Source organism: Paenibacillus anseongensis (genome assembly GCF_009757995.1).
Taxonomy (GTDB): domain Bacteria; phylum Bacillota; class Bacilli; order Paenibacillales; family NBRC-103111; genus Paenibacillus_E; species Paenibacillus_E chondroitinus.
The window spans coordinates 217,997-240,373 of the sequence record NZ_WSEM01000012.1; the positions used below are offsets into that span (position 1 = coordinate 217,997).

15 protein-coding genes and 1 riboswitch are annotated in these 22,377 nt (G+C 47.7%); of the genes, 3 read left to right on the top strand and 12 right to left on the bottom strand.

Annotation, left to right across the window (positions count from 1 at the left end; genetic code table 11):
• Positions 1-12: 12 nt before the first annotated feature.
• From GON05_RS13400 to GON05_RS13415, 4 genes are all read right to left on the bottom strand, one after another.
• Positions 13-927: an ABC transporter permease gene (locus GON05_RS13400; protein ID WP_127453198.1), complete on the bottom strand. Its 915-nt coding sequence runs from the start codon at positions 925-927 to the stop codon at positions 13-15.
• Positions 928-1,096: 169 nt separating this feature from the next.
• Positions 1,097-2,923 carry a cache domain-containing sensor histidine kinase gene (locus GON05_RS13405; RefSeq protein ID WP_157319599.1) on the bottom strand — a complete coding sequence of 609 codons (1,827 nt, stop codon included), beginning with the start codon at positions 2,921-2,923 and terminating at the stop codon, positions 1,097-1,099.
• 15 nt (positions 2,924-2,938) lie between these two features.
• Positions 2,939-4,555, bottom strand: a complete 1,617-nt coding sequence (locus tag GON05_RS13410; RefSeq protein ID WP_157319600.1) for a response regulator — start codon at positions 4,553-4,555, stop codon at positions 2,939-2,941.
• Positions 4,556-4,681: 126 nt separating this feature from the next.
• Positions 4,682-6,085, bottom strand: coding sequence for an FAD-dependent oxidoreductase (locus GON05_RS13415; protein WP_157319601.1), 1,404 nt, complete (start codon positions 6,083-6,085; stop codon positions 4,682-4,684).
• A 141-nt stretch (positions 6,086-6,226) separates the two neighbouring features.
• On the opposite strand from GON05_RS13415, the gene GON05_RS13420 reads away from it, so the two are divergent.
• Complete coding sequence (locus GON05_RS13420) at positions 6,227-7,279, top strand: LacI family DNA-binding transcriptional regulator (protein ID WP_157319602.1); 1,053 nt, start codon at positions 6,227-6,229, stop codon at positions 7,277-7,279.
• 57 nt (positions 7,280-7,336) lie between these two features.
• Here GON05_RS13420 and GON05_RS13425 read toward each other — a convergent pair whose 3' ends face one another.
• The 3 genes from GON05_RS13425 to GON05_RS13435 form a co-directional block, all read right to left on the bottom strand.
• Positions 7,337-13,927: a cadherin-like beta sandwich domain-containing protein gene (locus GON05_RS13425; protein ID WP_181646391.1), complete on the bottom strand. Its 6,591-nt coding sequence runs from the start codon at positions 13,925-13,927 to the stop codon at positions 7,337-7,339.
• Positions 13,928-14,122: 195 nt separating this feature from the next.
• Positions 14,123-14,593, bottom strand: a complete 471-nt coding sequence (locus tag GON05_RS13430; RefSeq protein ID WP_157319604.1) for an NUDIX domain-containing protein — start codon at positions 14,591-14,593, stop codon at positions 14,123-14,125.
• Between the two features lie 35 nt (positions 14,594-14,628).
• Positions 14,629-15,045, bottom strand: a complete 417-nt coding sequence (locus GON05_RS13435; RefSeq protein ID WP_127452847.1) for a hypothetical protein — start codon at positions 15,043-15,045, stop codon at positions 14,629-14,631.
• Between the two features lie 828 nt (positions 15,046-15,873).
• Here GON05_RS13435 and GON05_RS13440 point away from each other — a divergent pair.
• Complete coding sequence (locus GON05_RS13440) at positions 15,874-16,851, top strand: cation diffusion facilitator family transporter (RefSeq protein WP_127452849.1); 978 nt, start codon at positions 15,874-15,876, stop codon at positions 16,849-16,851.
• 53 nt (positions 16,852-16,904) lie between these two features.
• On the opposite strand, the gene GON05_RS13445 is transcribed toward GON05_RS13440, so the two are convergent.
• From GON05_RS13445 to GON05_RS13460, 4 genes are all read right to left on the bottom strand, one after another.
• Positions 16,905-17,963 (bottom strand): LacI family DNA-binding transcriptional regulator, encoded by a 1,059-nt coding sequence (locus GON05_RS13445; RefSeq protein ID WP_157319605.1) that lies wholly within the window; start codon positions 17,961-17,963, stop codon positions 16,905-16,907.
• A 393-nt stretch (positions 17,964-18,356) separates the two neighbouring features.
• Entirely contained in the window at positions 18,357-19,172 is an 816-nt protein-coding gene (locus GON05_RS13450) for an ABC transporter ATP-binding protein (protein WP_181646392.1), read from the bottom strand.
• Positions 19,173-19,175: 3 nt separating this feature from the next.
• The gene (locus tag GON05_RS13455; RefSeq protein ID WP_157319606.1) at positions 19,176-19,982 is read right to left on the bottom strand and encodes an ABC transporter permease; all 807 of its coding nucleotides are present in this window, start codon (positions 19,980-19,982) and stop codon (positions 19,176-19,178) included.
• Between the two features lie 33 nt (positions 19,983-20,015).
• Complete coding sequence (locus tag GON05_RS13460) at positions 20,016-21,038, bottom strand: ABC transporter substrate-binding protein (RefSeq protein ID WP_157319607.1); 1,023 nt, start codon at positions 21,036-21,038, stop codon at positions 20,016-20,018.
• Positions 21,039-21,103: 65 nt separating this feature from the next.
• A riboswitch (guanidine-I (ykkC/yxkD leader) is annotated at positions 21,104-21,211 on the bottom strand.
• A 156-nt stretch (positions 21,212-21,367) separates the two neighbouring features.
• Between GON05_RS13460 and GON05_RS13465 the strand changes: the two genes are divergently transcribed.
• Positions 21,368-21,550 (top strand): hypothetical protein, encoded by a 183-nt coding sequence (locus GON05_RS13465; protein WP_157319608.1) that lies wholly within the window; start codon positions 21,368-21,370, stop codon positions 21,548-21,550.
• Between the two features lie 62 nt (positions 21,551-21,612).
• Here the strand turns inward: GON05_RS13465 and sdhB are convergent, their stop codons facing one another.
• Positions 21,613-22,377, bottom strand: coding sequence for a succinate dehydrogenase iron-sulfur subunit (gene sdhB / locus GON05_RS13470; protein WP_127452857.1), 765 nt, complete (start codon positions 22,375-22,377; stop codon positions 21,613-21,615).

Below are 22,377 nucleotides of genomic sequence, written 5' to 3' on the forward strand. Positions count from 1 at the left end.
TGTTTTCGCCTCCTACCAGATGCTGCGCTTGATTAACTTTTTGCTCAGTTCGTTGCCGGCTACGATCAAGATGAAGCCAACAACGGAGTTGAATAACCCGACCGCTGTACTAAAGCTATAGTCCTGCTGGCCAAGACCTTGCCGGTACACGAAGGTGCCGATGACATCGCCGGAGGCATAAACGACGGAATTGTACATCGTCAAAATTTGCTCCGTACCCGCCTCAAGCAAGTACCCCAAGCGCAAAATCAAGATCAAAATGATCGTCGGCAAAATGCCGGGCAGTGTAATGTAAAGCATTTGCCGAATACGTCCCGCACCATCAATGGAAGCTGCTTCATACTGCTCTTGCTCGATTCCTGCGATGGCAGCGATAAAGATGATGGCGTTCCATCCGGATTCCTTCCAGCCTGCTGTAAATACAACGACACTACGGAAAAACTGGTTGTCCAGGAAAAACGAGATTGGTTCGCCCCCGAACCATTGGATGACATTGTTCACCAGACCGCCTGTCGGAGACAGAATGTTAATGAACAAGCCCGAGATGATGACCCACGATAAGAAATGCGGGAGGAAAATGATCGTTTGAATCGTCTTTTTGAAAAAGACTTTGCGCACCTCATTCAAGAAAAGCGCAATGATGATCGGGATTGGAAAAAGCAGCACAATCTTATACAAGCTGATCAACAGCGTGTTGATGAATACCTGATAAAACTCTTCCGAATGAATCAGCTTCTCGAATTGATCCAGCCCTACCCATTTACTCCCGCTAAATCCGTCGAAAATATTGAAGTCCTGAAAAGCAATCACAATGCCGTACATCGGCGCATATTTGAACAGCAGCAAAAATATCAATCCAGGCACAAGCAACAAGTACATATCATAATTGCTCAGCATCAGCTTCAGACGGCCACTACCTTTGGTCATTGGCTTGGCGTGAGCTGTTTGGAGCTCGATTTCCGCTCGTGTTGTACGCATGAATGGCTCACCTCCGTGTTCTTATAGGACAATTATATCGGTGGGCACAAATGAAATGTAGATGGTAATATTTCTGTTTCTGGTGCAATCTTATGGTTTTAACACAAAAAAGCCGCCCCTAAGAGGCGACTTCTTTATAAGCGATACGCGCCGTAACGGTCGTTCCCTCCCCCAGCGTGGAGTGAATGCACAGCCCGTAGTGATCACCGGCGAACAGCTTGATCCTTTCGTTAACGTTATACAGTCCGTATGAGCTCCCGGAACCGTCCGATTTCATCGAAGGACGAGGCTGAGTCAGCAGACTCTGCACGAGCTCCTCATCCATGCCGATGCCATCGTCCGAGACGGTAAGGAGCAGAACCCCGTCCTCTTTCCTAGCGCCAATGAGGATGGTGCCGGTCTTGCCCTTGGATCTGCGAATCCCGTGCAGGAGCGCATTCTCGACAATCGGCTGCAGCGTTAGCTTCGGCATCTCCAAGTCGTCGAGCCCCTCTTCGATGTCGAAGTGTACCTCGAAGCTCTTCGGGAACCGACTCTGCTGGATTTCCAAATACACTTTAGCCAGATTAAGTTCATCGGTCACGCTGACCAAGTCCCTGCCTTTATTGAGGCTAAGCCTGAAATATTTGGCCAAGCCATTAATCATATTTGAAATCTCCGGTGCATTATGACCAATGGCGATCCAATTAATTGTATCCAGCGTGTTGTACAAGAAATGCGGATTAATTTGCGCTTGCAAGGCGCGAAGCTGAGCCTCCCGCTCCTGCACTTTGGATTGATAGGTTTCCTCCATCAAACCATGAACTCGGTGGATGAGATGATCCACACTATTTTCAAGCAGCTTAAAGTCGCCACCCGCATTGAATGTACGGTCATCCAAACTTTCAATGCCGCCTCGTTTAATCGTCCGAATCACCGTTTGAATACGCCGGTTCATGTTGCGAACAATCATCGCCAGAAGGATAAACACGAGCAGAAGAAACAAAATCGTTACGGTCGAAATCGTCGCCACGCCAGAAAATTGGTTCAATGCAACAGCTCGCGAGCTGATCTCCGATTGCGGTACTTCAGCAACGAGCTTCCACCCTGTAGAGGCCACCTTTGTATAAATCGCAAAACGCGGATTTTTATCATCAAGCAGACGAACGACGCCTTCATCATGAAGGGCAATCGTACTCAACGGCTCGCCTTCCATCATTTTTTTACCAAGCAATGACTTATCTTGATTCGAAATCATCTGACCATCGTCCGCAATCAAATAAATATTACCATCTTTGGTTAACTTAATTTTATTCAAAATGTCGGTTATCGTCTTTTCCGCCACATCGATTAGCAGCACACCGGAAATTTGGTCGTACTCATGCAAATCCCGGAGCATACGGGCAGCGGAGAAAATATAGGCCGGCCCTTGATCGATAAAGGATTCCAAATAAGCGCCCGACCACACGATTGCGCCTCCTGAATTCATCACCTTTTCATACCAAGGCCAGTTCTTCAGACTCTCCTGTGTAAAAAAGTTAACCCGCTCGCCCGTAAACATGCGATCCCCATTGACGAACAAACGAACCCGAAACACATTGGTATTCGTCTCTGCACTATCGACCAAAATACGCAGCTCTTTCAAGGATTCCAGTTGCTGATCAATCGTGGCTTTACGATTCAAATATTCCGCCAGCTTCGGATTCATAAACAACGTATTGGACGTATCCCGGACCGAATCGAATTGAAAATCCAAGTTGATGCTTGCTTGTTTAAGCGTTTGCAGCATCGTATTCGTAACTTCCTCTTCTAGGATGTGCGAGGACCGCTGGGTGTGCATGACAAGCAGAACAGCCGCAGGAATGAGGATAAACAGCACATAGCCTAGCAGCCAATACTTTGCCGCCATCACACCATTAGTGAGCAGCAGCACATAATTCCAACCATTAATAAGCAGCCGTTTCATCGAGTGGCACCTTCTTTATATCATCTGGTCACGATATGTGCTCGGGGTGAGTCCGACATATTTTTTGAACAACTTGCTGAAGTAGCTGGGGTCGGAGTAACCTACCATAAAACATACCTCATAAAATTTATTACGGGGATCGCTTAGCAGCTCCTTCGCTTTCTCAATTCTTACCTTGGTCAAAAACTCATTAATCGTCTCGCCCGTCTCCTGCTTAAACAGCAAACACATATACGTGGATGACAAATAGACCTCTTTGGCAATATCCCCAATCTGCAAATTCTCCGCATATCGCTGCTCGATTAAGGCGTGGATGCGTTCAATGACATTTTTCGGCTTCCCTTTGCGCTTCTCCTCAATGCTTTCACATACCTGTAGAAGGTGCTCCTCCACAATTTGACGTAAATCAGCCATGCGCTCCTGTTTAAAAATGCTTTCCCACAAGTCTCTTTCCTTCTTCTCCATGTCGGGTCCGAGCATATTCAGCTCTTGCAAAAGCCGGCTTGTCAGCAAAATTAATTGCAAGCTGACGTTCCGTGCATTTGAGAAGCCTAACCTGCGGTTCTGAGCAAGCGGGATAAATACATCGTCCAATTCGGCATGCAGCGCCGTTTTATCGGATGATTTGACCACCGACATGATACGCTCACCCTGCGCAGCATCAAAACGGTACACGCTTTCATTATCATGTTCCAAATGGTCGATGGAAATAATGCGATTTTTCCCCAAATACCAGCGATGATCCGCAGCCTCCTGCGCCCGATTATACGATTGCGGCAATGCAGCCAACTCGGAAATTCGCTCGCCTACGCCGATTGTCACGCTTATTTTCAGCCACTTCAGCAAGCTATCGCGAATGTCTTCCGCCATACCAAGCAGCATCTCCTCCTGGGTATCCTCCTCGCCCATCCTCAGAATGCCGACATATTCGCCATTGCGATTTTCAAACACATATCCCTGCATATATTTCCCGATAATTTCCTGAATAATATTTAAAATAGAATAAGCCAGCAACTGCTGATCCCTCTCGGAGCGTGTCGCGACAACTTGATCGCTATCATCGATTTTCACAACAATCGTCCAATAAACCGCATCGCTAGGCAGCACGAGCCCAAGAAAATCAAGCCGATCCTTGATCCTGCCCGAGTGCGGAATGCCGTCCCGAATTAAGGACATCAGAAACTTTTCACGAAGCAAAGGCATGCTTTGGGTTAATTTGGCCTGCATATCAACGATATAAGTGCGTTCTTGCTCCGCTTCCTTGAGTTCATTGACGACCCGTTCGACAACAGCGGCCAGTTCCAGCCTATCGACAGGTTTAAAAATATAGTCCACCGCATTGACCTTAAGCGCCGACTTCAAATAATCCGCATCGTCATGCCCGCTTACAAACACAATTTTCATCAGCGGAAAACGCGCTTTAATCGCATGGGAAAGACGAATCCCATCCATCTGCGGCATACGAACATCCGTCAAAACAATATCCGGCTTGAGGCTCTCAATCACTTCCAAACCTACGTCTCCATCATCCGCTTCGCCAACAACTTCAATGCCATATTTCTCCCATTCAAAATAAGACATTAATCCGTGCCTCACCGTAGGTTCATCATCTACAATTACGAGTCGAAACATGTTGTATGCGCCTCCCTTACCCAGTGATTCTAGTATACTTGCTAGCTGCCGTCTTCGAAATAGACTGTGATCAAAAAAAATCGCCCCCGCTGCCAAAGGCAGGTCTGGGACGATCTTCTCCTCGATTTAGTTGCTTTCCTCGTCGTATTCAATGTGACCGGAGGCCACCGTAACAGCTTCTACTTTTCCAGGATTTTCGCCCAGCCAAGCCCCTTGCTCTACCAGCCTGCGCTGAAGCTCCGGAATGTTCACCTCACGGAAACCGGCGCCTGTCACGCTCGCCATGGCCGCAGCCGTTCCAGCCGCTTGCCCCATGGCAAAGCAGTTCGGCATTACGCGCAGCGAGCCTTGTACAGGACGGTCCGACGAAACTGAGCGTCCGGCAACGATAAGGTTGGATTTGCCCTGTGGCAGCATGCAGCGGTACGGAACACCATGTGATTTACCTTTTGGCAAATGCTTGATAACCATAGTGCTGCTGGCATTGGCAAGGTGAATATCGATAAAGTACGCATTACGCGCAATATCATCTTCAAACGTCCGCATGGAGATGAAATCATCCACGACAAGCGTGTAGTCGCCTGCTATGCGGCGTGTTTCCCGAATCCCGATTTGATCGCCGGAGTGCACGAGATGAATATTCTCGAACCCTGGCACATACTTGCGCAGGAATTTAATTTGTACATCGATCAGTTTACGCCCTTCAATAGCCGCATGCGTCAAATCCTCCGCGCTCGTACCGTCGATGCCGAAAATATGCCCAAAATTAAAGCCCGCAATCGAATCGGTAATCCATGCGATACCGGATACGCGCTTGCGGCCTTCTGGGAGATCTCCGTTTTGCTGCGCTTCCACGATGGTTTTGTCGAGCTGCTTGGATTGCCCCGACTCCTGACAGAACTGATCAAAACGCGCTTTATCCGCTCCCGTTACGAGATAACACATCGTTCCCGGCTGCAGCTCGCCATTTTCCCCGCCAGTCTGGAACGGTACACCGGCTAACGCCGCCAAATCCGCGTCCCCGCTCGCATCAATGTACAGCTTAGCTTGAACGACCGAACGTCCCGATTTGTTGCTGATCACGAGTCCGCTGATGCGGTCTCCTTCCAGCAGCACTTGGTCTGCAACGGTGTGGAACAAGATTTTGGCACCACTTTCCAAAACTTGCTGATCATACACACGCTTCAGCGTTTCAACATCGATAGGCACCCAGTCCAACTGTTCCTTGTAACGCTCGTGAAACGCATCCCCTGCTGCCTGCTTCATCTCGTTCAGAAGATCCAGACCAATTCCGCGTATGATCGGCTTTTCGCCATCCGAGTAGGGGCAAAATGCAGGTACTAATGCTGCCGTACCCATGCCGCCCAAATATCCCCGCTGCTCGATCAGCAGTGTGTCTGCGCCATTGCGTGCTGCTGCCATGGCTGCGGCCACACCCGATGCCCCGCCTCCGACAACGACGACGTCCGGTGTATAGGAAATTGGAAGTTCAGATGAAACTGTAATGGTTTGTGCCGTTTGTTTAGCCATTTGTTCTACCTCCATAGGATCTAATACCTTCATTATAGTCCGACCGGAAAGTGAAACTAGTTTAATTTTAGTTTAATCAAAAAAGCGATCATGGTACGATAGAAATCAAGATGCAGCATGCCAACTGTGAGGTGAAATCACATGCCTATACGCAAAGACGTAACACAGAAAACAATCGCCAAAGAGCTCGGAGTCACCGTACAGACCGTCTCCAAAGCATTAAAAGGTAAACCTGGCATGTCCGAGACGACCCGCCAGCTGATCCTCGAAACGATGGGGCAGCGAGGATATTTTACCAAAGATCAAATTCGCAGCCTGCGCGCCGAGCACATCTCACCTTACCCTGTGGAAAAAATGAGATTCCTGCTTGTGCAAACAGAGGCATCTTTGAACTATCATGCTCGTTTGATCGGCGGCTTGCAGGATCGTTTCGCCTCCTTCGGCCACCACATCGAAGTCTGTATGCTGCCGACTTCCATTCGGAGCAGCGAGATGTCCGACTGGTTGGAGGAGCATGGCATTGCCTACACCGACGGCATCTTCATTGCACCCAGTCTGACGCCGAAGTCTTGGGAGGATGAGCTTCTGAAGCTGCCGATCCCCAAAATTCTGCTGAGCTATCCACCGCTCGGCACCAAAGTAGACAGCGTCATCTGGGACATCTATGAAGCGACTTTCCAAGCCGTTGCCTACCTGCGGTCCATCGGGCATGTTCGGATCATGTATGTTGGCGATACGCACCAACAACGTGGGTTTATCCTGCGCTGGCAGGCCTTTCAGCATGCCATGAATGAATTTGAGGCGGCGATCGATCCCCGCCAGCATTCCATCGATGCGCGGAGTACGAATCCGCATTGGCTGGACGACTTGCGCGCCAAGCTGCTTCGCAGCGCGCCTACCGCCTTGATTTGCGGCGTCGACGGCGAGGTCCCGGCTGTGTATCAGCTCTGCACCGAGCTGGGGCTGCGCATCCCCGAGGATATCTCCCTCATCGGCATGCTCAATGAGCAGCCCGCTTCCCTGCCGGAGTTCACCCGGCCGCTGCTGTCCGTGCGCGAAACCGGCTACCGGGCGGCCGATCGCATGCTCTGGCGTATCGCGAATCCCACGCTGCCGTGTGAGCATATTCGCATTCAGGGGGAGCTGTGGATTGGGCGGACGACGGCTGAGAATTTGGGATCTGCTACTGTATAACAAAAAGGCTGTCCCCAAAGTCATCAATGACCAGGGACAGCCTCTTTTAAGTTCATGCTATTTGTTCTTTTTTTCCAAAGCTTTTAACAAAACTACAACAGATTCGGCTCTTGTTGCGTTAGCTTGCGGAACAAACGTATTATTGTCTCGGCCTTGCACAATACCCGCTTGCTTCACGAAAGCAACGCTGCCTTTGGCCCATGCCGGGATCGTCTCGTCATCCGAGAAGCCCGTAGCCGCACCTGCCGTCGTGGATGCTCCCATCGCGTTTGCGATAATGACGGCCATTTCAGCACGTGTGATTGGGGCATCCGGGCGGAAGCTGCCATCTTCGTAGCCGTGAATGATGCCTGCTTTGACTGCTTTTCCGATAGCTTGCTGTGCCCAGGCTCCGATTCTGGCATTGTCTGTGAAGGTTAATTGCGCTCCCTCGCCTTGCAGTTTCAACGCATTCATGAGCATTACCGCGAATTCAGCGCGCGTTACCGTTGAATCCGGTTTAAACGTGCCATCCGGATATCCGCTGACGATGCCTCCGCTAACCGCATTTTGAATGTCAGCCTCTGCCCAATGTCCTGCAATATCACGGAAAGCAAGGTTGCCGGATGGCTCCTTCGTTGGTTCGGTTGATCCGACAGCGAATACCGCATATTTTGTAAAGTGATTCACCGCTACAGTAATTCGATCCCCATTCACAGTGCCCCCAGCGACTTCCACCCATTGCTTCTGCACTTCATCATAATAGAAGACAGATGGTCTTTGATCTTTTTGAACAGCCGATGGGTTAAAAGCGAAGCTCAATGTGACCGGTTTACTGAAGTTCTCCGTGAAGTTCTTCAAAATCTCAAAGATCGGACTCACAAGAATCTCTTTACCCGTAATCAGATTTTGAGTGTTCACTAATTTTTCAATCGATAATTTTAATTCTTTCAATACAGCTCCGGCAGGAATAGAAATGGTAATTGAATCGCCTAAACTAACTACTCCTGATTGACCTACTTGAAGTGTTAATTGACCATTTGTTGCAGTGACAGAATTAGGATCGGAGTTTACGGAACCAGGGTTACCGGCATCTTCATGTTCATTCTCATGTTCATCCGTAATTTCCTGAGCAGCGCGATTCACGGTAACTGTATAAGTCTTCTGTGTCCCGTTCTGCGCTGTCACGACAATAGTAATTGTGTTCGCCCCGACAGTTAATGGAATATTCCCGCTAGTTTGGCTGCTCAGTACCGGTGTTCCATTGACAGTCATCGTCGAATGGCTATCAGCCAAAGTGCCTGTTACCGTAAGACTGGATACTGCATTGGCTACATTGGACGTGTAACTCGTTTGCCCGGCTGTAAATGCCGGCGTCAGCGCTCCGTTCGAAGGCGTCAAGCTGCTCAAGTCTGCGTTCTCGCTTAAAATCGGCGCGCGTTCAACAGTCAGGCTATACGTATTATTTGTCATACCATCCTGAGCAGTTACTACAATGCTAATCGTGTTTGAACCAACGTTCAAATTGCTAGCACTGTAGGTATAAACATCGCCTGTTACTGTTGAATAGGTAGCACCCGTTACAGTAATCGTTTCACTAGGCTCAGCCTTTACTAAAAACATATTGAGACCTGAAACCGTATTTGGTACTTCCACTTGATAATGAAGCTGGGAGTTTGAGAAATCCGGTGTTAACGTCCCTTGATCGACCGACAAATCTGCAAGCAGAGCATTGTTGCTAATTCTCGTTACATCGATCGTGTAAGTTTTCGTCGTGTGATTCACAGCTGTTACAACAATTTCAATGTGATTCACGCCAACATTAAGCGCAATATCCGCACTTGCATGACCGCTTTGTACCGTTTGGCCTTTTACAGTTACACTTGCCCCAGCGTCCGCTGTTGTTGGCGTAACCGTCATGCTCTCAACGTTATTGGCTACGCTTAACGTGTAATTCGTCGTGCCAGCTGCAAAAATCTCATTCAAGCTTCCACGGCTAACACTCAAAGCGCTTAAATCAGCATTTGAGCTTAGCTCACGGGTAATCTTGACCGTTAATGATGCAGATGAATTGCCAATCTCGTCCGTTGCTACGATCTTAATATCATTGTCACCCATTGCCAGCTTCGACAAGTCAATAGGCAGGATCGCTTTGCCGCCAACTGCTGTTACATTCGTTCCAGCCTGTAGGACATTCGTATTTCCGACCATCGCCGTGACACTCGCACCCGCTTCGGTATCAACGATGATGTTGAAGTTATTCGTTTGTGCTGTGTTGTTCTTGTCTGCTGACCCATCTTCGACGGGTACAGCCGGCGGTAACGTGTCTTTCGTTACAGGGACTGTCAATGTACCGGAAGCTGCCCCCATACCATCTGTCACAACAATTTCAATATTGTTTACGCCTTCTGTAAGAAGTGAGAGATTGATTGGCAGTGTTGCTTTGCCGCTTACAGCTGTCACATTCGTTCCAGATTCTAGAACATTAGTGCCGCCTACTTTCGCTGTCACCGCTGCTCCTGTTTCTGCATTTACGATGATGCTGAAGTTAGCGTTCTGGGTCGTACCTGCTTGCGGCGCCGTTCCATCTTCCGTAGGATCAGTTGGCGGAGTCGTGTCTATTGTTACCTCAACGCTCAGTGCATTGGACGCATTGCCTGTGGCATCTGTTGAGACAACTTCAATCACGTTAGATCCTTCCGCAAGCTTCGTAAAATCAATAGGCAGCGTCGCTTTGCCGCCAACAGCCGTTACACTTGTTCCCGACTGCAGGACGTTCGTGGCTCCTACTTTCGCAGTCACGGTTGAACCCGTTTCTGCATTTACGATAATGTTGAAATTCGCGTTCTGAGTCGTTCCCGCTTTGTTGGCCGTTCCGTCTTCCGCCGGAATGTCTGGTGAATTCGTATCCTTATTGACCGTAATCGTTAAGGTAACGGACGGGTTGCCAACGGCATCTTTTGCTTCAATTGTAATGCTGTTCGGTCCTTCCGCCAGCTTCGTTACATCAATCGGCAGATCGGCTTTATTATTCGCCGCCGTTACTTCCGAACCAGACAGCAGCACATTCGTGCTTCCCACTTTCGCCGTCACCGTTGTTCCATTTTCAGCGGTTACGATGATGTCAAAATTGGCATTCTGCGTCGTATTATCTTTGTTAGCCGATCCATCTTCGACAGGTGCAACCGGTGGTGTTATATCTTTGGTTACTGGTACTGTCAATGTGCCGGAGGCATTCCCCATACCATCTGTTGCAACAATGTCAATACTGTTTACGCCTTCTGTGAGGAGTGAAAGATCAATAGGCAGTGTTGCTTTGCCATTTGCAGCTGTCACACTCGATTGCAGAACGCTGGTGCCGCCTACTTTCGCTGTCACCGCTGCCCCTGATTCTGCATTTACGATGATGCTGAAGTTTGCGTTCTGGGTCGTACCTGCTTTCGGCGCTGTTCCATCTTCCGTTGGAGTACTTGGCGCAGTCGTATCTATCGCTACCGCAACCGTCAAAGCATTAGAAGGATTGCCTATCGCATCTGTTGCGACAACTTCAATCAAGTTTGATCCTTCAGCGAGCTTCGTAAAATCAATAGGCAGCGTCGCTTTACCGCCAACAGCCGTTACATTTGTTCCCGACTGGAGGACGTTCGCGCCTCCTACTTTCGCTGTCACTGCTGAACCCGCTTCCGCATTTACGAAAATGCTGAAATTCGCATTCTGCGTCGTTCCCGCTTTGTTGGCCGTTCCGTCTTCCGTTGGAACATTGGGTGGACTTGTATCCTTATTGACAGTAATCGTCAAGGCTGTGGAGGTATTACCAACAGCATCTTTCGCTTCAATTGTGATGCTGTTCGGTCCTTCCGCCAACTTCGTTACATCAATCGGCAGTACGGCTTTATTAGTCGCCACCGTTACTTCCGAACCAGACTGCAGCACATTCGTGCCTCCCACTTTCGCTGTCACCTTGGCCCCATTCTCTGCGGTTACGATGATATCGAAATTGGTATTCTGCGTCGTGTTTGCTTTATCTGCTGATCCGTCTTCAAGCGGTTTGTTCGGCGCAATCGTATCTTTCGTGACAGGTACCGTCAGTGTACCTGATGCGTTTCCTGCTGCGTCCGTCACAACAACAGCGATCTGATTAGCGTTTTCAGCAAGCTTCGCCAGATCAATCTGCAGCGTTGCTTTCCCGTTAGCCGCTTTGACATCAGTGCCAGCTTGAAGCACATTCGCAGCGCCAACTAGCGCTGTCACCTTGGCATCGGTTTCCGCATTAACGACAATAGTGAAATTCGTATTCTGCGTCGTTCCTGCTTTATCCGCTGTTCCGTCTTCCGTTGGTGTAAGAGGTGCAATCGTGTCTTTCGTAAGTGTAACCGTTAATTCTTCGGAAAAATTGTCCGTTCCAACGGTAAAAGCAATCACAATATCGTTGCTGCCTTCTGCTAGCTTCGTGATGTCAATAGGCAGTGTTGCTTTGCCGCTTGCATCCGCAGTAACATTTGTTACTGTCTTTAAAACATTTACGCCTGCCACTTGAGCTGTGACAACCGCTCCATTGACAGCATTATTTACTTTGATGCTAAAGTCCGCATTTTGTGCGGTTCCCGCTTTATTCGCCGATCCATCCTCTGTTGGCGCTTTATAAATCTCTACAATATTCGAAACGGCCGATTGCTGCCCGTCTTTGTAGTTAACCGTATTTCCTTTTGCCTTAACTTTAAATGTATACTTGCCTGGGCCTGCTGAACGCATAGCACTCAGGAAATCTGCACTTAGCGTACTGGCACTCGTCAAAACTACGCTGCCCCACACCGAATCATTGCGGTATAGCTGTACCTCGTAGCCTGCTGCGCCTGCCACTGGATTCCAAGTGGCGATTCCGTCTTTTGACAGTTTCACGGTTGTCGCCGTTGGACTCAACTCAGGAGATGAATTACTTACATTCACGGCATAGGTTTGCGTTGCTCCATCGGATAGATGGAAAGTAAACGTATACCACCCGACAGCGAATTGAGCCAATAGCTCTCTTTTGAGCGTAATTTTATTCACACCCGTGGTATAATCTGTTCCTTGAACTAACAGATTCCCCCTATTACTGACACTGACACTTTTCAGCAAGCTAGTGTTCACATCCACAGCGATGTCCGCCTGTTGGGAGATATTAATGTTAAATGTACCAGCAGTAGGTACCGAAGGGGTTGCCGTATTTTGCCACGTTATGCCATCAGCGGATTCAAGAAAAGTTCCATTATCACCTGCCGCATAAAATTCCCCATTATTAAACGCAACAGACTGCAAAGCATAAAAATTGGTTGAGTCCGATCGAACCAAGGTCCAAGTGCCTGCTGGATCTGTCGCTCTATAAATGGACCCAATTTTGCTAACACCAATATATGCACCGTTCGCATAGGCGATTGAAGTGAGCCCCTGCTTTTTCACTGCCGTAGCATTAATTGACCAATGGACTCCATCATCTGACGTCAAAACGGCTCCTGAGGAATTGCTCACGGCAACATACTTGCCACCGTCATGCACCACAGACTGCAAGCCAGGTATCAGTGGTGTATTAACCTTCGACCAATTAATAGCGTCAGAAGATACTTTAATGAAGCCATCATTACCATTTTTCCCGACAGCCATATACTTGCTTCCGTCATAAATCATGCTCGTAAATGATCCGCCATACGGATATTGCCAATTCACGCCATCGGTGGAAACAACAATGCCGTCATTCCCAAGCTGCATAAATACGCCCTTTGCATAGAAGGCATTTTGAGCTGTCATCGTGGAGCCTTTAGGTTGTTGTTGAAAATCCTCACCATTCTCGGACGTAAAAATACCGCCATAAGACGTGCCGTCCCAACCAAACAAGTAATATTTGGAATGGTCTGTATCATACAAGCCTCCAAATATTTGATTCGGCGTTGTGTCGGATGTCTTGAATGGTGCACCTAACTTTTTCCAGCTAGTTCCATCCGTCCATGTATAACTCCATCCCAAAGCATCGTTGGCATAGAAGCGATCATTTAGACTTAGCACAGAATTGATGAAAAAAGCGTCCGGAAGCTTTGTGTGCTCAGTCCAAGTCTTTCCATCTGTTGACGTATGTACATAACCGCCAGAATCACCGATGACGATCGCTGTGTTGCTGACCGCTATGGAAGTCAAATTATTGCTCGTCCCAATCGTCATCGACGACCAAGTTTTGCCGTCAGATGAGATGATCACCTTGCCACCCGTCGTAACCGCGAAAAACTTGTTGATCCCGTTTTGCACATAAGCAACTCTATCAATTCTGCTCGATATCGTAGAATCGCGCTGCGTCCATACGGTTCCGTCCGGAGACGTCATGACCGTCCCTTGATCTCCGACAGCAACGAATTGATTGCCACCGAATGCAACGCCGGTATAGGTCACATCCAGGCGTGATCTATCCGCGGCTATTTGCCAATCGAACCCATCGGTTGACTTCAAAATTTTGCCGTAGTAGCCCACCGCCACATACACATTACTTCCAAAAGCGGCGCCTGTTATAGGCTCGTTCGGAATTACGCTGTGCTGGTCGCCTGGCTGCTGAGTTGCGGCCATCGTCTTTTGCCCCAGCATCGTTCCAAAAACGAGCAAGAAACAAATGAGCATAATGCCTGCTCTTTGTAGATTTTTTAACAAATTATCCCTCCTCAACGATCTGTCAATAATAAAATGCATGACCAGTAAAGCTTATCATACGGAATTCTATTTTCACATGATAATAAGATTAAAATGATTGCATTATTTCCACTAGAAACATAGATTGTCAAATATTATTCGCAATTAAAAAAACCGAGCATGGCTATGCATCGGCGGCTTTTTAACAGCATCAATTTAAGCAAGTTTGTACTCTTCTATCAGTTCAATATTTCTCTTCCGATTCCTCGCGTAATCCTTAATCAGCTGCTTAATATTCGGATAGAGCACTATGCTGTCCAGCTCAGTAAATGAAACCCATCTGACACCGGTTTGATTCTCATCGGGATTCGCCGGTAGAGACGGCTTGAAGCCTTCTTTTATCTGGCAGTCAAACATCAAGCTTAGGCAGTGCGGCGAATTGCTTTCATACGTTGTTATCAAATGCGGAACATGTTCGGAAACAAAGGCCAGCGGCCCCACTTCTACATCCACAGAGGCTTCCTCCCAAGCCTCCCGCTTCACTGCTTCTATGACAGACTCTCCAGCCTCCACGCCACCTGCCGGAAGATTGTAATGAATCCCGTTTTTGTCTTCAAATTGTATAAGCAGAACAGCATCATTTTCGATAATAAGCGCACACGCTCTTACCCGGATTGGATAAGTCAATTAGATCATCGCCTTTCAATAGGTATCATATACAGCTACTGCAGAACTTGATTTTCAGGTAAATGAAAGACGGAGATGACCCCCTGAATGTGATAAGCAACCTTCTCCTCTGTTACAAAACAAAGAACCGCACTCGTCGGCCGATCACGAACTGCAATCATGGTCATCCCCAAGACTTCAGCATTCAAACGCACAATATAGTGAAACTTCGTTGTTCCGTCGATGCTTAATGCTTCAATTGTATGTTGAGCAATCTTGATATCCTGCTCGCTTAACCCTTTTTCGAAAATAGACGAAATATCGTGCAATAAATCGGGGAACTCATCTATTTCAACCCTCGTCCCAGCGACTGCTTCATCCTCTAGCATATCAGGATTTCCAGATAATTGCTTTACGTTATTTTTGAATCCGGACATCGCCATATAGATCTTCGTGAAAAATGAATTTAACATAATGGATTGCTCCTCCCGTTTACTGAGTGCAACTTTGTTAATCGTGCGTCTCGTGGCCAATTTGGAACAGTATTAGATATATTGTTTGGAGAGTGAAAAAAGAAGCTGTTTCCTGAGCAGAACAATCTGCCGTATGGACATTCTCTTCTTGTTGAGTCAATATTGTATCAAATCTTGGAGCATGAAGTAATAAAGGAAGTACAGGGCGCTATTTGAGCTAAAATAGTCATTATGAAGATCTAGACGGAACTACAGGGCTTTATTTCTATTTAAAACCTCACATATGGACTAATATAGGCGGAATAGAGGATCATAGTTCCCATTCTCTGAGGGAATAGTTAAGTTTAAAAGTAATAGTGGAACGTAGTTCCGCTAAGGTCAGTGCTACCAACCCGATAAGCCATTTGATCTCCATAAACTGAGAAGAAATAACTTCCAAACAAAAAAAAGGAACCCAGCCAACGGGGCCGGGTTCAAAAAGTTTATATTAAAAAGGGGGTCTTGGTTATTATATTACCCTCCGAACATTATGGAACCATAACAGGAATATTTCATTTATGTTACAAAATAGAAAACGCTTTATTCTTTTCCTCTTTAAGCACTTCTATACGCTTTTTTAGGCTTCCATACGTTTCTATACTTTTCCATACGCTTTTACACGCTCTTACACGCCTCTAAACGCTTCTACACCCTCCCCCTACTCATTTTGTAGACTTCTCAGAATTTGTGTTTAATCTGTAAATCGCCCAAAAAGGGTTGCACCTTTCCCCCTCCTAGCATATAATAGTAATAATTAAATTAGAATTATTATAAATAAGGAGGGACCGTATGAATACCGAATACGACTACCACCATCTTCACCACGTAAAAAAACAAACTAAATCCAGAAAAACATTATGGGTAACCCTTCTACTAACTGCCTTTTTCACCATTGTAGAAATCGTCGGTGGAGTGCTCTCCAATTCGCTCGCGCTGCTATCGGATTCGGCGCATATGATCTCGGACGTCATCGCTCTGGGCTTAAGCATGATTGCCCTGCATCTCGCAACCCGGCAGCCAAACGCACGATTCACTTTCGGGTTCCTGCGCTTTGAGATCATCGCTTCATTCCTAAACGGCCTCGCCCTCTGCGTGATCGCCTTAGGAATCTTCATCGAGGGCATTCAGCGCATGATTCATCCTCAGCCGATCCAGCTTGGCCTTATGTTAGGGATTGCTTCGATCGGATTCATCGTCAACCTGGTGCTCACCTTGGTACTCCACAACAGCGTGAAGGAAGAGGATAATCTGAATGTCAAAAGCGCCCTCTGGCACTTTTTTGGCGATCTGCTCAGCTCAGTTGGCGTCATCGTATCATCCATTATTATTTATTACTCTGGTTTGCTCATCTTCGACCCTCTCATCTCCATGGTGATTGGCGGCATTATTTTCATCGGCGGCAGCAAAATCATTCGTGAATCGTACCTGATTCTCATGGAATCCGTGCCGGAGCGTTATAACCTGGACGAAATTCGCAAACAGATTGCCTCTGTCGAGGGCGTAGAGGATGTGCATGAAATGCATCTTTGGGCCGTTTCGACGGACCATTATTCCTTAACAGCTCACGTGTTCATCAGTCCGAACATTCAACCGTTCTGCGTCATTCTCGCCATCAATGAAACGCTCAAAAGCAAATACGGCATCGAGCATGCCACGATTCAAATTGAGCATGCCGAGATCAATCCGCATGGGGAGTACGGTAAAGCTTTCTTGAAACATCAAAACCGTTTGAACTCCGCTTCCAGCAGCTCCCTACCACTCCTTTAATCCAAAAAAAGATAAGACCATCGATCTCTCCCCCAAGTGATCAATGGTCTTTCTTATTTTCCTGAAGATTTCCGGACAATCATCTCTAGATCAATAAACAGTTCATGCCCTGTCACACGTGGCAAGTATTCCTCCAGCAGCTGCGTATTCTCCTCATCCAACTCTTCCCCAATCTGCCGCATGAGAAAAGCCGCAACCAAGCTGGTTTGCAAATCAACGGGCATCTCGAAGCTGGTGATGGACGGGTAGCTCGACTTCGAGAAAAACTCATTATCCATCCCAATGAGCTGTATCTCTCCGGGTACGGATATCCCACGTTCGTGGCAAAGGGCCAAGAGCTCAAGCGCCAAAGCATCATTAAACGTATATATTCCAATAGGCCGCAAGTCCCCGCTTAAGCGCAGCGCTTCATCAAGTGTACCCTCAATTCCAAGCTCGCCTGCATCCAAAAGCGCATGCACGGTCGATTCTATACGATCACTTAGCCCAGTCATAAATCCTTGGATACGCTGTTCGTTAGCTCCCATTCCTTTGCTTCTGCCTGCATAAATCACGGAGCGGCAGCCGTTCTCCAGAAAATGCTGAACCGCCTCCGAAGACGCTTTCGCAAAATCCAAGTTAACCGCCATTTTGACGATTTCGTTCGGCCATCCCCATCCATTGAAGATGACAAGGGGCGTGCCCTCTCCGACTAACTGCTGCGTAGAGTGCATGCTCATCGCCAAACCATGGCTGACCAAGCCGTCTACTCTACGCTGTAATAAGTGCTCCAGATGGCGCTGTTCAATCTCCGGATCCATACCGGCCGCCGAGAAGATTGACAAATGGTAGCCAAAATGATGCACCTTCTGCTCCAGGTTCTCCGCAAAACGGCCATAATAGCCGCCAAAATGCGGAATAATCAACCCGAGCTCATAGGACCTGCGGCGGCTCAAATTCGTCGCCATCACATTCCGGCGATAGCCTAACCGAACAACGGCTTCTTCCACCTTGCGAATCGTTTCGGGCGCCATCGGCACCTTCCTGCGATTGATAACATTCGATACGGTAGCAATGGAAACGCCGGCTTCCGATGCCACATCGATAATTGTAGGCTGTTTACTTTTATTCACATGATTTCCCTCATTTATGAATCGCTTTAATTTATTCTATCGAACAGCCAATCCCTCGTCAATTAGAACAGTAAAAGTAAATTTTCCAGAGTTTGTCCAGTGGATTCAAGTTTCATTCTGGCGGTCCTTATGTGTGTAACCGCATTGAATAAAATACAACGAGAACACGCGACAGACGTACTCATTTTTCTTTTGGTTGGATGAAATCCAACTACAATGGTTAAAAGCCTCTAAATCGATTCAAAATTTATAGCTTTGCTGGATTCTGTCCAATCAAATAGGCATTTAGGTATCGAAAATCGCCTTTTCGTTGGAAATCATCCAGCGAGCTTGGCTTAGATACCTCCTACTAAAATCAAAAAAACTTGACCGCAACAACGGCCAAGTTTCCATTCATTCCTCATGATGCCCAATCAGGGAAATAATCTGCTTTTTCAACTTCAGGAAAGACTCCGAATCCTTCACATCTTCCACGTCCCGCAAACCGGGTGGTATGACGATCTCCTTACGGATTGTGCCCGGATGCGCCTGCATCACATACACACGCTGAGAAAGGAAGATCGCTTCCTCGATATCGTGCGTGATGAATATAACGGTCGTCTTCTCCTTCTCCCAGATGCGCAGCAGCAGTTCTTGCATCGAGTTTTTGGTTTGCGGATCGAGCGCCCCGAAAGGCTCATCCATCAGCAGCACTTCCGGATTGTTGGCGAGTGCTCTTGCGATCGCCACCCGCTGCTTCATCCCGCCGGAGAGCTCTTTCGGCAGCGATCTGGCGAACTTTTGCAAGCCGACAAGCTCCATGAAGTGATCTGAAATGGCTCTTTTTTCGAAAATAGGAACACCCTTCAGCGTCAGTCCGAACTCGATGTTTTCCCGCACGGAAAGCCATGGGAACAGCGTGTAGGATTGGAACACCATTCCGCGATCAGCGCCAGGACCATCAATTTCATGCCCCGAAATGCTCAGAGATCCTGTCGTCATCGTTTCTAGACCGGCAACAATTCGCAAAAGTGAGGACTTCCCGCAGCCGGAGGGACCAACAAAACTTACAAACTCATGGGCATCCACATGGAAGGAAACTCTGTCGAGCGCTACGAACTGTGACTTCTTTGAACTGTACACTTTCGTTATATCAGAAGCTGTAATTTTGCTCATTCGTAACTCTGTTTCATGCGAAGGTTCAATATGCAGGGCTTGTTGTGCTCTCATCAGTTAACGCCCTCCTTCCAGCCATGGGAAAAATCTGCGGTGACAATAAGCAAAGGTACGATCCGTCATCAATCCGAGTAAGCCAATGGCGATAATGCCCACGAAGATTTGATCCGTATTCAGGAACCTTTGCGCCTTCATGATGGAGAACCCCAGCCCGCTGCTTGCCGCAACCAGCTCCGCCACCACCAGATAGGTCCATGCCCAGCCAATAATTAAACGCAAGGTGTTCATCAGATCAGGCAGCAGCGCAGGGATCAGCACTTTCTCAATGGCTTGCCAGCGATTCGCGCCAAGGGTGTACGAGGTTTGCAGCAAATCGTTAGACACCGATCGTGTATTGTCTGCCACCATCAGCATGAGCTGGAAGAAGCAGCCGATGAAAATGACGATGACCTTCGCCCACTCCCCGATTCCTGCCCAAACCATAATCAGCGGAATGAACGCCGTAGCTGGCATATAGCGAATAAATTCGGTCGGTGGAACGAGCAGCGCTTCCGCAAAACGGAACGTACCCGCCAGAATACCAAGCGGAATCCCAAGCAAACAAGCAAGTAAAAATCCTGCCCCTACACGGAAAATACTAATGCCAACATGATGCCAAAACGTGGAACTCTGCAGCTGAATGGCAAATTGGCGAAGCACTTGATCCGGTGTCGGCAAGAAGGTTCGATTCACCAAATTGCCATAGCTGAGCACACTCCAAAAGACGAGTGCCAAACATATAATGAGAACAATACCTGAAACATACGTTTTACGATTGATGTCGCCTCGTATGGCAAACAACGTGGATTTGCGTCTTTTTTTCATAGCCGTTTCCATAGAGCACCTCTCACTCACCTGTTATTTCTTTCGCTCTTTCATCACTTCTTCAACAAAATGTCCGTCCAAGAAGCTTTCTGCTTTCGGGATGGTGCTCAGCATATCCAAGCTTTTCAAGAACTCGGCTGTTTTCTGAGATGTATAATGCAGGGAGCTGTACGAATCGCCTTTTTGGAAAGCTTTCACATTATCGTCTAACTGGAATATTTTCACGCTGTCGACTCCAGCTTTGTATTCGTCCACTGGCGTCTCGGCCGCCTTCGCCATAATTTGTAGCGACTCTTCCGGATTAGCTTTCCAGTAGTCCAGCGCGTCGAACCAGGCATTCAAAATTTTCTTCACGTCTTCCGGACGATTTTTGGTAATTTCTTCTTTAAACACGAGCAAGTCAGGAATGAGTCCAGGCGTATCCTTAGAGGAAAATAACAGCTTGCCTTTGCCCTCTTGAATCGCTTTGCTCAGGAATGGTTCCCACAGTACGGCGCCGTCCAGGTTGCCTGAGATGAAAGCAGGTCCTGCATCGTTCACCGTCATATTGGTGTAAGAGACGTCTTTCTCAGCGAGGCCGGCCTTCTCAAGCGCCGTTAGCATGAGCAGGTGATCAACCGTTCCTAGCTCCGTTGCTACTTTTTTCCCTTTTAAATCATGCAGCGAATTGATGTTAGGTTTGACTACGACGCCATCTCCACCATTGGAGTTATCGTTCACAAGGACCGCCTTGAGTGGAATCCCTTTGCTTGCAGGAGCAAGCGTATCACTTAAAGTTTGGCTATTCGCATCGACTTTGCCGGACGCAAGGGCAGATAAGGAGTCACTGTACACGGGGAACCAAACAAGATCGACCTTTACGCCATTTTTCTCAAAGAACCCTTTTTCCTTCACCAGATACCAAACAAACCAGCCCGGCCATGGACTTAGCGCCAATTTGATAGGTTGATCACTGCCACCTGCTGCCTTACTTGCTGCCTCTTTGCTCGAGCATCCGCTCACGACTGTAAAAGCGAGTAACAACGCCATCATCAGAAATACCATTCTTTTTCTCATTCTGATTCTCCCTCTCCATTTAAACTGGTAAAAAGAAAAACCCGGAACGATATCATATTCTGATATCCTCCCGGGCTTTTATCCCTCCGTGTGCACGATGACCTTCACCGTGTGTCTTCTCTTGGACCAGACCGACAGCCTTCATCTGCCGCGGAACCCTAGAAAACAAGTTTGCTATGAGGTTGTAACTAACTCTTACATTTGTCTATATCATACTTACATCCTAGACTTATGTCAATATACATAACACAAATAATTATTTTGTTGTCAAATCAGTTAATTATGTAATAATATATTACATAATAACAACGAATTTGGAGGTGCAGACGATGTATTCGATTCATTTCCACTTAAGTATGTTAGATATCACAATGGCAGCTGCGTCAAAAAATGAAACCATCCCTGCTGCAGCACCAAGTCAGGAAGAACTGGCCATCAAGCATCCTCTCCAGACCTCCCCTATAGATAACGCTGATTGGGCGGAGACGAACGCGCTTCCCCCGGCAAATTAACCCCTGTATGCACAAAAGCCCGACACCCTGTCGCTCAGGGTATCGGGCTTTATTCTTAACTCTTACACACCTAACCATTTCTTGAATAAATGTTTCGTTGTGTCTGCATTCAATGCTGCGATGGAAGTCGTCAGCGGAATGCCTTTCGGACAAGAGCGTACGCAGTTCTGCGAGTTACCGCAGCCTTCGATACCGCCATCTGTCATCAGTGCATCCAAACGCTCGTCTTTGTTCATTTCACCTGTTGGATGAGCATTGAACAAACGAACTTGGGATAGCGCAGATGGTCCGATGAAAGAGTTCTTGTCATTGACGTTCGGACAAGCTTCCAGACATACGCCGCACGTCATACATTTGGACAACTCGTATGCCCATTGACGCTTCGACTCCGCCATACGCGGTCCTGGTCCAAGATCATAAGTACCGTCGATCGGAACCCATGCTTTGACTTTCTTCAAAGCGTTGAACATGCGTCCACGGTCGATGACAAGGTCACGCATAACAGGGAACGTGCTCATCGGAGCTACGCGAACCGGCTGCTCCAGCTTATCGATCAGAGCCGAACAAGCTTGGCGCGGCTTCCCGTTAATGACCATGGAGCAAGCTCCGCAAACTTCTTCCAGACAGTTGGATTCCCAACAAACTGGTGTAGTTTTATCACCACGCGCGTTCTTTGGATTACGTTGCACTTCCATCAAACCGCTGATGACGTTCATATTGGGACGATAAGGAACTTCAAATTCCTCGGTATAAGGCTTAGAATCCGGACTCTCTTGACGAGTCACGATAAACTTCACGGTTTTCTGTGCGCTTAGTGTCTCAGCCAT